The organism is Sphingobacteriales bacterium, from assembly GCA_016706405.1.
Classification (GTDB): Bacteria; Bacteroidota; Bacteroidia; order Chitinophagales; family UBA2359; genus BJ6.
In genome coordinates this window covers 501,905-515,787 of the sequence record JADJJT010000003.1, presented here as the reverse complement: position 1 = coordinate 515,787, position 13,883 = coordinate 501,905, and the positions used below count along the sequence as shown (strand labels likewise).

At 42.0% G+C, this 13,883-nt stretch carries 10 protein-coding genes; 2 read left to right on the top strand and 8 right to left on the bottom strand.

Annotation, left to right across the window (positions count from 1 at the left end; genetic code table 11):
* Positions 1 to 263 precede the first annotated feature (263 nt).
* The 4 genes from IPI59_13920 to IPI59_13905 all read right to left on the bottom strand — a co-directional run bounded on the left by IPI59_13920 (position 264) and on the right by IPI59_13905 (position 6,667).
* A complete protein-coding gene (locus IPI59_13920; protein MBK7528611.1) occupies positions 264 to 2,795 on the bottom strand; it encodes an ATP-dependent Clp protease ATP-binding subunit in 2,532 nt (843 codons plus the stop codon).
* A 371-nt stretch (positions 2,796 to 3,166) separates the two neighbouring features.
* Entirely contained in the window at positions 3,167 to 4,261 is a 1,095-nt protein-coding gene (locus IPI59_13915; protein ID MBK7528610.1) for an MCE family protein, read from the bottom strand.
* Positions 4,262 to 4,439: 178 nt separating this feature from the next.
* A complete protein-coding gene (locus tag IPI59_13910) occupies positions 4,440 to 5,405 on the bottom strand; it encodes a hypothetical protein (GenBank protein ID MBK7528609.1) in 966 nt (321 codons plus the stop codon).
* A gap of 200 nt (positions 5,406 to 5,605) precedes the next feature.
* On the bottom strand, positions 5,606 to 6,667 hold the full coding sequence (locus tag IPI59_13905) for a class I fructose-bisphosphate aldolase (protein MBK7528608.1): 1,062 nt from the start codon (positions 6,665 to 6,667) through the stop codon (positions 5,606 to 5,608).
* Positions 6,668 to 6,907: 240 nt separating this feature from the next.
* On the opposite strand from IPI59_13905, the gene IPI59_13900 reads away from it, so the two are divergent.
* Both IPI59_13900 and IPI59_13895 read left to right on the top strand, forming a co-directional pair.
* The gene (locus tag IPI59_13900) at positions 6,908 to 7,834 is read left to right on the top strand and encodes a MoxR family ATPase (GenBank protein ID MBK7528607.1); all 927 of its coding nucleotides are present in this window, start codon (positions 6,908 to 6,910) and stop codon (positions 7,832 to 7,834) included.
* A gap of 30 nt (positions 7,835 to 7,864) precedes the next feature.
* Positions 7,865 to 8,890, top strand: coding sequence for a Gfo/Idh/MocA family oxidoreductase (locus tag IPI59_13895; protein MBK7528606.1), 1,026 nt, complete (start codon positions 7,865 to 7,867; stop codon positions 8,888 to 8,890).
* A gap of 7 nt (positions 8,891 to 8,897) precedes the next feature.
* Here the strand turns inward: IPI59_13895 and IPI59_13890 are convergent, their stop codons facing one another.
* The 4 genes from IPI59_13890 to IPI59_13875 are packed head-to-tail and all read right to left on the bottom strand — an operon-like array spanning position 8,898 to position 13,813.
* Positions 8,898 to 9,722 carry a hypothetical protein gene (locus tag IPI59_13890; protein MBK7528605.1) on the bottom strand — a complete coding sequence of 275 codons (825 nt, stop codon included), beginning with the start codon at positions 9,720 to 9,722 and terminating at the stop codon, positions 8,898 to 8,900.
* Positions 9,723 to 9,767: 45 nt separating this feature from the next.
* Positions 9,768 to 10,193 carry a hypothetical protein gene (locus tag IPI59_13885; GenBank protein ID MBK7528604.1) on the bottom strand — a complete coding sequence of 142 codons (426 nt, stop codon included), beginning with the start codon at positions 10,191 to 10,193 and terminating at the stop codon, positions 9,768 to 9,770.
* A gap of 57 nt (positions 10,194 to 10,250) precedes the next feature.
* Positions 10,251 to 11,006 (bottom strand): 3-deoxy-manno-octulosonate cytidylyltransferase, encoded by a 756-nt coding sequence (kdsB, locus tag IPI59_13880; protein ID MBK7528603.1) that lies wholly within the window; start codon positions 11,004 to 11,006, stop codon positions 10,251 to 10,253.
* A gap of 17 nt (positions 11,007 to 11,023) precedes the next feature.
* The gene (locus IPI59_13875; protein ID MBK7528602.1) at positions 11,024 to 13,813 is read right to left on the bottom strand and encodes a hypothetical protein; all 2,790 of its coding nucleotides are present in this window, start codon (positions 13,811 to 13,813) and stop codon (positions 11,024 to 11,026) included.
* Positions 13,814 to 13,883 lie beyond the last annotated feature (70 nt).

The window sequence follows — 13,883 nt, the reverse complement described above, 5'->3', positions numbered from 1 at the left end:
GATATTTACAAAATTAGGCTGTATTTCGGGAAAAATATTTGTGTTCGGTCTTCTTCCGGATATAAATTAATGGCAGAACTATCTATAAAACGTATAGGCTATTGTTTAGGGTGCTTCGAGTTAATATTCTTACAAAATTTCTTAAACAGGTGAGGTGCTTAGGTTGATAAAATAAAAAATCCGGATGGCAAGTTTGGCACATCCGGATTTTGGAAAATAGATTAGTTTTTAAAAGAACTGCTATCTTATTTATTTGCTTTGCTTTAATTATTTGAAATTTCAGGCTGCTCGGTAGTAGTAGAATTGGAAGGCGATTGCCGGCGAACGACTACTTTTTTATCTTCGTCTAAATCAATAATCAGGGTTGTTCCTTGCGGCAGTTGGTTAAGAAGCTCTTCGGCAAGGGGGTCTTCAATATATTTTTGAATGGCGCGGTGCAGTGGGCGTGCGCCGTATTGCGGGTCGAAGCCTTTTTCGGCAAGTAAATCTTTGGCTGCCTCGCTTAATTCTAAGTGGTAGCCTAAGGTTTCTATACGTTGGTATAAGTTGCGCAGGGCAATTTGTATAATTTGCAAAATTTCGTCTTTGCCTAAGGCGTTAAATATAATTACGTCGTCAATACGATTTAAAAACTCGGGCGAGAAAGTTTTGCGCAGTGCTTTTGTTATAGTGCCTTTGGTATGCGTATCTTCGTCATCTTCTTTTGCTTTGGTAACAAAGCCTACACCTTGCCCAAAATCTTTTAACTGCCGAACGCCAATATTTGAGGTCATAATAATCAGCGAGTTTTTAAAATCAATTTTACGGCCTAAGCCATCGGTTAATTGACCGTCGTCTAAAACTTGCAACAATATATTATACACATCCGGATGTGCTTTTTCAATTTCGTCGAGTAAAATTACCGAGTAGGGGCGGCGGCGCACTTTTTCGGTAAGTTGCCCACCTTCTTCGTAGCCAACGTATCCGGGAGGCGCACCTATTAACCTCGATATTGAAAATTTTTCCATATATTCGCTCATATCAATACGTACTAAAGCATCATCGCTATCGAACATATAGCGGGCAAGTGCTTTGGCCAGCTCGGTTTTGCCTACGCCGGTTGGGCCTAAAAATATGAACGAGCCTATGGGTTTTCGAGGGTCTTTTAGTCCTACACGGTTGCGTTGTATGGCTTTGGCTACTTTGCCAACGGCATCGTCTTGACCAATGATTACTGTTTTTAAATCAGCTTGCATTGTAAGCAGTTTATTGCTTTCGCTTTGAGCTACTCGTTTTACCGGAATACCCGTCATCATGGCTACTACTTCGGCAATATCTTCTTCATCAACGCGGTAGCGACGGGTTTTTGATTCTTCTTCCCATTCTTTTTTGGCATTTTCAAGCATGGCAGTCAATTTTTTCTCATCGTCCCGCAGTTGGGCTGCCTCTTCGTAGCGTTGCCCGCGCACTACTAAGTTTTTTTGCACCTTAATTTGTTCAATTTTTTCTTCGAGTTCGATGATATTGCTGGGTACGTGTATGTTTTTAAGATGCACACGCGCGCCAACTTCGTCTAAAACATCAATTGCTTTATCCGGAAGAAAACGGTCGGTTATATATCTTGCGCTTAATGTTACGCAAGCTTTAACGGCAGCTTCGGTATAAGATACATTGTGGTAATCTTCGTATTTATCTTTTATGCGTTCAATTATAATAATCGAGTCTTCAATTGAAGGTGGTTCAATCATTACCTTTTGAAAACGGCGGTCAAGGGCGCCATCTTTTTCTATGTATTGTCGGTATTCGTCTAAGGTGCTGGCCCCAATACATTGCAGTTCGCCGCGGGCTAAGGCTGGTTTAAAAATATTAGAAGCGTCGAGCGAGCCTGTTGCGCCGCCTGCGCCAACAATAGTATGAATTTCGTCTATAAACAATATTACGTCGCGGTTTTTTTCTAACTCGGTCATAATTGTTTTGATGCGCTCTTCAAACTGCCCACGATATTTGGTGCCGGCTACCAGCGCAGCCAAGTCAAGCATAACAATGCGCTTATCGTATAACACGCGCGATACTTTGCGTTGTATAATGCGCAAAGCCAAACCTTCTACGATGGCGGTTTTTCCTACGCCGGGTTCGCCAATTAAAATGGGATTATTTTTTTTGCGGCGGCTTAAAATTTGCGATACGCGTTCAATTTCAATCTCGCGGCCTACAATGGGGTCAAGTTTACCTTCTTCGGCTAGGCGGGTAATGTCGCGGCCAAAATTATCGAGTACGGGCGTTAGCGATTTAGTAGCTTGTTTGTTGCGTTGTTGCGAGTAGCCACGTTGCTCGTCTAATTCATCGTCTTGCTCGTTCGAGAATTGGTTTTGCACCCAGCCGGCTAAATTTAGTTGATTCAAAAAAGTATCATAATCCACATCAAATTGTAACAATATTTGCGAGGCAATACTTTCTTTGTTTTTTAGTATAGATAGCATTAGGTGCTCGGTATCAATGGTACTGCTGGCCAACGATTTGGCCTCTAAAGCGGTTAGTTTCAATACGCGCTCAACTTGCCTGCTTAGCGGAATGGTATTGGCATCGCTTCGGCGTTGGGTCTGTTGTTTTCCAATTGATTCTTCAATGGTATGACGCAACATAACAATATCAACCGACAATTTTTTAAGAATTGTCATGGTACTGCTATCGCGTTCGCGCAGAATCCCTAACAACAGGTGTTCAACGTATATTGTATCTTGCCCAAATCTAAGGGCTTCTTCGCGGCTGCACGAGATGATTTCGCGCACTTGCTGAGAAAATTTACTTCCTTCCATAGTTTTATAGAAACAAAAATTGCGCCTTATTAGTTCAAACTGCTAAAAAGACAGTTTTTGGCAGAACTTAGCTGCAAAATTGACTAAAAAAAGCAAAATAACCTAATTATAAAGGTTACTAAACTTTACTTATCCGGATTTTTTTGCTTGGTTGATTAAAATTTTTGCTTGTTTTGATTGGTTTACTAATTTGACGAAACTGAGGTTTACAAAGATTAATTCGAAATTGTATTTATTTGTGTGCCTATTTTGGGCAAAAAAAATCGTATGTTTTATCCGGAGCAAAATTTAAAACTAAATATATGCAATATTGTTCTTTTGTTTTTATCCGGCTTAATCTTCAATCTCTAAACTAAGTAGTTCTCTTATTTTCACTTTTCTTCTGATTTGGTAGGCTTAAAGTCCGGATCTTTTTTCCGGCCTTTATTGATATTTATCAGCGATACGCCTACATAATCTTTAGGGTGGGTTTGGAAATCGACTAATAATTCGTTCAAATTATGGGTTAGGGCTTCTAAATTGTGATACAATTGTTTGTCATTCATTAGCATTCCCATACTTCCTTCGGTACTGTTAATTTTTTTAATCAGGTTTTGGGCTTCAGCCAAAGAGCCATTGAGTTTATCAACAGTCTGTTTGATTTCTAACTCGGCAAGTTTTTTTGTAGCTGTATTTGTATTTTCCAAAACGCTGTTTAGTTTGGTCGTACTGCCCTGCAACTGCCCCGAAACAGCCTCAACATTCGCTAAAATATTGCTAACTTTAGGCAAATCCTTGTGCAATGTGTTATTGATACTAAGTGCTGCTCCATCAATAGTTTTAATGGTTTTTTGTAGTCCTACTAATGTTTTATTTAAGTTGTTTAAGGTTTCTTGTATTTGCCCCGATGCTAAAACCGTATTTACATGCGAAAGGGTTTCTTTTAACGTATCGGCCACCAATAACGCTTTATCTTTCATGGGTGTAACCTGCTCATTTAAAATATTTTTAGCGGTTTCCATCATCCCTATTTCCGAAACTCCTACAAACACATGGCCTTCGGGCGCAGACTTAACATTGGTAAGGTCAACTACTTTTTTAACTTTATTATGGGGTAGCGCAATATCTTTTTCGTAAGCCTCGTAGGTTAGCAATAGTGCTTTTTCGCCCATAAGACCAACGCTAATTATTTGTATGGTTGTGTTGGGCGGCACCAAGGTGTTTTTTGATACGGTAAAATGCACCTCAACTCGGTTAGCAGCAGTTACATCACTCGACCTATCGATAGATTCTACTAAACCTACGGGTACACCACTAATTTGTACTGGGTTGGCTACTAATAAGCCATCAACTTTGTCGAAAACGGCCACGTATTCTATGTCAGAGGCAAAAACTTTGCGACCTCGTAAAAAGTTGTAACCAAAAAATAAAATAACTAATGCAGTAACACCTAATATACCAACTTTAACTTCATTCGGAATTTTCATAGGGAATTGGCGTGTATTATATTTAATGTTGAGGGGGGAAAGGGCTTATAAAGTATATTATTGTAGGATATTAATTTTATCCGGATAAATTTTGCGCAAAAATACCATAAAATTAATCAAATTGCTAAAAAGCATTTTAATTCTGGCATAAAATACCGTTGCCTTTACCTAAAATCTATTATCTGCTTTGTTTTTCGACCTTTTTAGCCTGTTTTGCAGCTTTGCGATCGGCTTTTTTAGCTTTTCGGATAGCTTTTTTTTCGGCTTTGCTGGGTTTTAAGGTTTTTAGTTCTGTTTTGCCGTCATTCTCATTAGAAGATGCATTTGGTTGGTTTTCCTGAAGTTCGGCAGCATTGCGTTCGCGGGCTACTAAGGAGCGCTCGCTCTCAGCATTATATCGTGCTTTTTTGCGGTCGGCTTTAAGCTGGCGCTTATAGTTATGCTGTTGTAAACTGGCCTGTTGTTTTGCTTGCCCAACTACCCCGGCCATTTCTAAAGCGGCACGCTGGCGCTTAGTTTTTGCTTGGGTGTGGTGTTGTTTATTCAGTTTTGTTGCCTCATTCTCTAAAGCATGGCGCTGGTGGCGAGCTTGGTAAGCGGCAGCCAAGCTGCTGTTTTTTGCTTTTGTTGCTACTTCGGCGCGTACAAGTTGCGCATTTAGTTTGGCTTGTGTTTGCATACGCGAGGCTTCTAACAAATCGTGTTTGCGGTTGGCTTGTGCCTGCGCCGAAAAAGATAAACTATTGCGGTAAGCACTAATTTGTGCGGCTTTGCGGTCGCGCATAATTTGGGCGGTAGCCTGTTGCCGGGTGCGATATATATTGCTGCGTTCGGCCCTAAGTTTTTGGCGGTATGCTCTTTGCTCGGCCTTGGCATTTTGGCGTGTTGCTTTAAGTTGCCGCACTTGCTCTTTGTGCAAACGTTTGGCTTCGCGTTTCATTTCGCCGAGATAGGCTTTTTGTTGCCGTTTGGCTGCTCTGCGAATTTGTTTGGTATTAATTTTTTCGATCGAGGCGGTGTTTGCTGAGGCACCAACGCTATTTTGCCCATAGACATTATTGTTCGCAAGGCATATTAGGCTAATGCTTACGACTATCCAAACTGCTAAAAAAAAACGATTTAAACGAACAGAGAGTAAACGCATATAAAGTAGATGGTTAGAAATTAATATTAGCAAAGTACCTCCGGAAGTTAGGACGATAATTTAACAAAAAAGTTTCGACCGGAAATAAACTCATCCGGATGAAAAAAAGGAAAAATAACAACTCTCCGGATGAAAAAAAATCATCCGGAAAACAGTTTGAGCCTGAACAAAAAAAAATCAACTTAACTATATGCTTTTCTTTAGGCCAAACCAATTTCTTGGCACAAATATACATCTTGTATCGCGTTCAGCAATTCAATACCCTCGGCCATTGGGCGTTGAAAAGCTTTGCGCCCCGATATTAAACCCATACCGCCTGCCCGTTTATTAATTACGGCTGTGGTTACGGCGTCGGCAAGGTCGCTGGCTCCGCTCGATTCGCCCCCCGAGTTTATAAGGCCAATTCGCCCCATATAATTGTTTACCACTTGGTAGCGGCAAAGGTCAATGGGGTGGTCTGTTGTTAGCTGGCTATAAACTTTTGCGTGGGTTTTGCTGTATTTTAAGGCATTAAACCCGCCGTTATTAGTAGGAAGTTTTTGTTTGATAATATCGGCTTGGATGGTGGCGCCAAGGTGGTTAGCTTGTCCGGTTAAATCGGCGGATGCGTGGTAATCTACACCATCTTTTTTAAAGCTGCCGTTGCGAAGATAACACCACAAAACAGTGGCCATGCCAAGGTCGTGGGCATGTTCAAAGGCTTCGGCAATTTCTTGTATTTGGCGTGTTGCCTCGTCCGAGCCGTAATAAATAGTAGCGCCTACGGCGGCGGCACCTAAATTCCAGGCATCTTGTACGCTGCCGTATAAAACTTGGTCAAATTTATTAGGGTAGGTTAGTAATTCATTATGATTTATTTTAACCAAAAACGGTATTTTATGGGCATATTTTCGTGCTAAAATGCCTAAATTACCAAAAGTAGTGGCCACCGCATTGCAACCGCCTTCAATGGCTAATTGCACTATATTTTCGGGGTCAAAATAAATGGGATTAGGTGCAAACGAAGCACCGGCGGTATGTTCAATACCTTGATCAACGGGTAAAATAGAGAGGTAGCCACTGCCAGCTAAACGCCCATGATTTAAAATGGTTTGCAGGCTTCGCAACGTTTGAATATTGCGGTTAGAAACGCCAAAAATACGCTCAACAAAATCGGGGCCGGGGGCATGTAGGTGCTCTTTGCTTACGGTGTTACTAACGTGTGATAATAACGACTGAGCTTTGTCGCCTAAAAGGGTTTCGATACGAGATAAATTAGACATTTTTTTTGCAGTTTCGTTTATAAAAGAATTATTCCGGATAAAAAATGGGTTTTAACAAGGTTTAGCTTTTTTTACTCGTTTTATCCGGATATTTTTGCACCGCAAAGTTACAAAATCTATAGGATTAAAGGTAGTAAAATAGGCTTATAGTGCAATTAGCAACAAAAAGAATTAATCATTTACCACTATTTTTGCCTTGCAAACACCTGCACTAATTTAAGTTTAATTTTATCTGTAGAAATGCCTCAGCAACTCCATTTTAGCCAGTACGCTACTAACAATCAAACTGTATTAGAACGCGGCTTGTCTTCGCCGTTATTTAAGTGCTTGCCCGGATTAGATGCACCCGAATTTTATATTGCCTCGCAACCATTGGCCGATGCTGTAAATGTTGCGCTTGCGCTTGGCCAACCCCTTTTGCTTACCGGCGAGCCCGGCACCGGTAAAACTCAGTTGGCAAACAGTATAGCCTGGCAATTAAACTTGCCTTTGTATGTGTTTTACACCAAAACCAATACCGAAGCGCGCGACCTTTTTTATCGTTACGATTCGCTGGGGCATTTTCACGATGCACAAATTAAACAAGCCAACCATCAGGCACCACAGGCGCAACAATATATAGCCCTCGAAGCTTTAGGCAAAGCCATTGCCAACTCGCAACAAGAGCGCGCAGTAGTATTAATTGACGAAATAGACAAAGCGCCTCGCGATTTTCCGAACGATTTATTGCACGAATTAGAAGCAATGGAGTTCAGAATCCGCGAAACTGCCCAAACAATAAGTGTTTACGAGCCACACCGCCCCATTATTGTTATAACCAGCAACAGTGAAAAAAATCTTCCGGATGCTTTTTTGCGACGATGCGTTTATTATCATATTGCTTTTCCGGATAAAAAACAGTTGGCCGAAATTGTCGCCAAACGCATTCCGCTTAAAGCTAATTTTACACAAGGCATGGTTAATGCGGCTATCGACCATTTTATGCAAATCAGAGAAAGCGGTATGCGAAAAAAACCTGCCACCGCCGAGCTGTTGGCCTGGATACATTTGTTAAATGAAGCCAATATTGACCTAACTCAAGGTATTGAGCCACAAATTGCCCAACTTAGGGCAACTTATTCTATTTTAGCAAAAACCCACGAAGATTGGGAACTGTTGCATAAATAACAACTCTATATATTTTGCTAATTTTGCACCATGTTTCAGTTTGCAGTTATTGGCGTGGGAAATATTGGGTTTAGACACGCGCAGCTAATACAGGCTAACCCAAGCGCGCAGCTAAGTGCTATATGCGATGTAAATCCTGCCCGACTTAACGAGGCACATGTAGTCCTTAACCAAAACAGTTTGGTTACCACTACTGATTTTGAAGAGGTTCTACAAATACCGGAGGTGCAAATTATACATATTTGTACTCCTAACAATTTGCACGCACCTATGACTATTGCCGCCCTAAATGCAGGTAAACACGTAGTTTGCGAAAAACCAATGGCGTTATCAACCCGCGATTGTGATGCCATGATTGCCGCTGCCCTTAACAATAATAAATATTTGTTTGTGGTAAAGCAAAACAGGTATAATCCGCTGGTTGTAGCGGTAAAACAGTTGCTATTAAAACAGGGCTTAGGGCAAATACATCAGGTTGTAGTGAATTGTTTTTGGAACCGCAACGATGCTTATTACCAAAAACCAAGCTGGCGCGGCACTAAAAAACAGGACGGTGGCTGTTTGTTTACACAGTTTAGCCACTTTATTGACATTTTATATTATTTGACGGGCGATGCCGACTGTTTATCCGGATATGTGCAAAATGCTACGCATCAACATAGTATTGAGTTTGAAGATTCGGGGGCTTTTTTATTAAAATCACACGAACAACAAGCTGTTATTACGGTTAATTTTAATATTGGCGCTTTTGGGCAAAATATGGAAGGCTCAATAACTTTATTAGGAAGCGAAGGTGCCGTAAAAATAGGTGGGCAATACCTTAATACCCTCGATTATTGGCTTGTTAATAACTATCCTAAACCCGAATTGCAAACTATAGTACAACAACAAGCCAATGACTACGGCAGTTACAAAGGCTCTATGTCAAACCATGATAAAGTAATTGAAAATGTGATTGATACCTTGCTTGGCCGTGCTACCATTGCCACCAATGGCACGGAAGGCCGAAAAATAATTGAGCTAATTGAAAAAATGTATCGCAGTGTGGCGCGGTAAGTTTAGCTTACTTTTGAAATCGCAGCGTAAAGGCCGGCGAGTAACCTAAGGTTTGATGCCATGCCGAGCCAAAATCTATAAATATATGGTTGCCAACCTGCACACCTGCGCCTAACGATGCCTGCGCGGGATATCCGGAAATACCACCCCGAACAAAAAACTTTTTAGCGATGGCATATTCAACGGCTACTTTAAAAATAGGTTTTTCAACTAAGTTTTTTTCAATTTCGGCAAAAAACGACAAAGCATCAGTAGCATTAAACAACATTCCAACTTGCAGAATGGTGGGTAAATTATCAACTTGTGCGCCGGTAATACTTTGCTCTAATGGGTTGTGTAAATGACCTGCTAACCACATTTTGGAACTTGCTTTGTATAAAATACCCAAACCAAAATTAGGTTTAAAAGTGCTGCCATACTCGCCCATATTTACAGCATAACCTTGTAGTTGTACGCCTATTGAAAAATTTTTAAATAGCCTTCTGCCGTAAGCCAAAACAGCACGTGTTTCGTTGTAGGCGGGGTTGCCATAATAGGTAACACCCAGTCCAAAACTACCTGTTTTTTTTACCGGAAGTCCTAAACCTAATCCAAACGAGTTTATATCGCTTAATAAAAAATGATTTTCGGCGCTAACCTGCCCACTAAAACCTTTTAACAGCGCCAACCCCGCTGCATTATTAAACAAAGCCTCTATATTATTAGAGGCTAATCCGGTGAATGCTAATGCCTGCGACCTTGCGCCTACCTGGTTTTTATCATTTCCGGAATAAGCCAAAACAGAAATCAGCATCAAAATAAAACTAAAAAAAGTGTAATTGGCTGCACGCATAAACTATTATACTATTATTGTATGATTGTTGTTTTAAAATATTTGTTAGGGTTGCTTTATTCGGTTATATTCGCGGGTTATATTTTGGTCGCCAATTTGAAAAGCAAACTTATCTACACTTAACTTTTTTAGGGTATAACATGGTACTTCGCTGCCCAAATTAGTGGGGCGCAACGCCATACCTTTGTTGTTGGGGGTTTGCGACTGGCAGTTATCAAGCACTTCAAAAACTACATTCGATTGCATTTTGCCTTTATAAATAATAAGCAAATGGTCTTCTCTAAAGGAGGCTACGTTGTTGGGGTCATCTGCCGATTGCCAATCGCCTTGCAAGCGAGCTTGGGTGGTAGCGTTTGCCAGGGCGTTGTCGGCAGTAGCGCCGGGCTTGCAGCCTATTGCATAAATGGCCATTGCTGTAATGGATAAAAATAAGATGGCAGTGCAAGTGCCATACAAATGCAGGGGGCGCATATAAATAAAAATTTTGGCCAAAATTAGGTAAAAAATCCGGATAAATTAATAAAACGGCTACAAGTTATTTGCTTGCGCATATTCAATGGCGGCGGCTAAATCGTCGGGGGTATCAACCGATAGGGTAGGGTAGGAGGTGATTTGGGTAAAAATTGGCCAACCATGCGCTATCCAGCGCAACTGCTCTAACAGCTCGGCTTGTTCGAGGGGCGAAGGAGGCAGTTGCACAATTTGTTGTAATACTTGTGCGGTATAGCCATAAATGCCAACATGCTGGTAAAAAACGTGGTGTTGTAGCCAATTTTGGGTGGGGTGGTTGCGCAAAAATGGTATGGCCTGCCGACTAAAGTATATGGCCTGCCCTTGTTCGTTAATAACTACTTTTGGGTGATTTGGATTTAACAAGACTTCGGGTTCTGTTATTTTCCGGATGAGTGTTGCCAACTGCGCATCTGGGTTTTGTGTGAATATTTGAACAACTTGGTTTATTTGCTCCGGATTAATAAACGGTTCATCTCCTTGTATATTTATGACAATATTGGGCTTAGATGGTAGTTTTTCGATGGCTTCGGCGCAACGTTCGGTGCCGCTTTGGTGGTTGGTATGGGTTAAAATAGCGTGGCCGCCAAAATTGGCTACGGCTTGCATAATTTGAGGGCTGTCAGTAGCAACATAAACAGCGTTTAAGGCAGTAGCTTGTTTGGCCTGCTCATAAACACGCTGTATTAAAGTTTTGCCGGCAATTTGGCTTAGGGGCTTGCCCGGCAGTCGCGACGAAGCGTACCTCGCGGGTATAATGCCTACTACTTGCATAGAATAATGAATAGTGGTTAGTTGCCGATTTCTGAAATATTGACAGTGCCGTTGCTGCCACTCGTCCACGTAAGCGTGCAAGTATTTGAAGTAGCGTTGCACCCCGACACAATGGTATAATTGCCGGTTAGCGTCCAGTTATAAGCAACGCCCGAAACGGCCGGTACAGTATATGTATAAGTGTTTGCCAAACAAGTGTTTACTTCGCCGGTTAATGCAGGAGCTGCTATTGGTGTGATGGCTTGTGTGTATTGCCAAAGAGCTGCATCGTTTTGATTGGTGGCATCTTGGCTATATCCGGATGCTGTAATATACGAAGTATTGTTCGCATACCGGATATGAATATCGTCAGCAAGGTCGTTTAAGTCCGAGCTATGATTCCATGTAGTGTTGTAGGTTGTTAATCCGCTTGCACCGTTTATTTTGCAAAGCCTCATGTCGAAACTGCCATTGGCTAATTGGCTGTGGCCTGCCAACCATAGATTTCCGGCACAATCGAGGGCGTTGGCAGGTGCTTCGTCGTTTTGTCCGCTGTCAAAAATGTTTTTCCATTGCGGTACGCCATCCGGATTGTATTTGAGTGCTAACAAATCTGTATTGCCATTATTATTTACTGAATACCCGGAAACATAAGTATTTTCTACCTCATCAACACTAATATCGTACAAGCGTGCATCAATACTTGTACTGTCAATTTTTGTCCATAACAAGCTGCCGTTTGAATTATATTTTTGTGTTAAAGTGTGGATTTCGGCGTTTTTGCCCCGGCGGCCAGCCACCCAAATATTGCCGTTTTTGGCAGCAACAGCATCAAAACGGTCGTTTCCTAAATTGTTGGTATAGGTTTTAGCCCATTGTTGTGTTAGGGCGTTGTTGTATTTAAGTACTAAGCCTTCTTCGTTGGTAATCAGGCCAGTTTTGGCGGCAATGTAAATATTGTAGGCCTCATCAAAGACCATGTCGTAGGGTTTATCGTTGTTGGTAGCTGTGCCATAGGTTGCGTTGGCTATTAATGTGCCCGACGAATTGTATTTAAGGAGCACAATATCGTAAAGTTCTTCGTTAGTAGGGTCGGTGTCGGTATCTCCTACTACGTAGATGTTGTTGTTGGCATCGGTTAAAATAGCGACTGGTTCGTCGTCTTCCTTGGTTATTCCGGCGTATAAACTGTTCCAAAGTAAGGTGCCCGAGGTATTGTATTTAAGCACATAGAGGTCGTCATTGCCCGTGCCGGCCACCAATACATTGCCGGCGCCGTCGAGGGTAATGGCGGCGCCTTCATCCATTTTGTCGTCGGCAGCTATGGAGTTAAACTGTTGCGTCCATTGTAATACGCCTGCGCTGTTAAATTTTGCGGTTAAAATATTTCGCCCTTCTAAATAAGTGTGGCTGTATCCGGTGGCGTAAATATTGCCGTTGGCATCAACTACCGAGGCAAAAAATTTATCGCTGTTTTCGCCAAGGCCATTGTAGCGTTTCATAAACAACTGTGCCGATGCATTGTATTTAAACAGCAGCGCATCGGTAAAATTGGGGGCGCCGTTGTTGCCATAACCTACTGCAAAAGCGTTGCCGTCTGCAAAAACAAGGTTGTAGCCGCGGTCAATATCGTTGCCGGCATCGTTAAAATTAGTTAGTACGGTGGCAGCACCCGCGCCCGAGCAATAGAGGGTTAAAAAATTTACATCGGCGGGGTTATTGCTGGTAAAAGTATATCCGGTAACAAAGCAGTTGCCGGCGGCATCGGCCACAATACCTGTGCCGCGGTCTTCAAAGCCTGCATTGTAGCGGTTTACCCATTGTTGGGTGCCGGCGCTGTTGTATTTAATAGTGGCAACATCAAAGTCGTCGTTGGTGTTTTTACTTCGTCCGGTAACAAAAACGTTGCCGTTGGCATCAACATCAATGCCCGATGTGCGGTCGTTATCGCCAAAATCGTAGGTTTTAACCCATTGTTGTGCTCCCGACAGGTCGTATTTATAAGTTATATAGTCGTCATCGTCGCCGTTATCGGTTTCGCCGGTAACGTATAAAAACGAGGCATCGAGGGCTAACTCGTTTAGCACATCATCGTTGCCGCTAACATCAATATTTTTGGTAAATTGCAATACGCCGGATGTGTTGTATTTTAGCACTAATAAATTTTGATTGCCGCCGGCTGCTTCGGTAAATCCGGATATATAAACGTTGCCAGAAGCATCAATACCCAATGCGCTGGGTTGGTCGTTTAAATTGCCAGTTCCGTTATAGGTTTGTAGCCATTGTTGCACGCCGTTAGCATTGTATTTAATAACAACCACATTATTACTTATGGCAATGGTGGGGTCGGCATCTGATAATCCGGCAATAAAAACGTTTCCAGAGGCATCGGTAACAATACCAATGGCTTCGTCATAATCAGTGCCGGCGCCGTCGTAGCTTGTTTCCCATTGAAGCTGGCCACTGCTGTTAAGTTTGACGGTAAAAAAATCGTCGTCGCCAACGCCGGTAATATATACATTGCCCGGGGCATCTACGGTAATAGCTTTGGCTTCGTCTTTTTCGTCGGTATTGCTGTTGATGCGTTGTTCCCAAATTAAATTTCCGGAGGCATCGTATTTTAACACTAAAAAATCGCGCTCGTTGCCGGGGTAGTAGGTGTAGCCGGCGGTATAAATATTGCCCGAGGCATCTTTAGCAATACAATTTGTGCGGTCGCGGTTTTCTTTTGGTGTATTATTATAACGCTGTGCCCAACTAAGCGATTGTGCGCGGGTAGGTTGGTGGCAATATAAGGCAAGCAGCAGTAAAAAAATGAATAAAGACAAACTTGAGTTAGATACTCTTGAACAGACTATAAACATAATGGCGGTTAACAAGTTGATTGCAACTTAATAA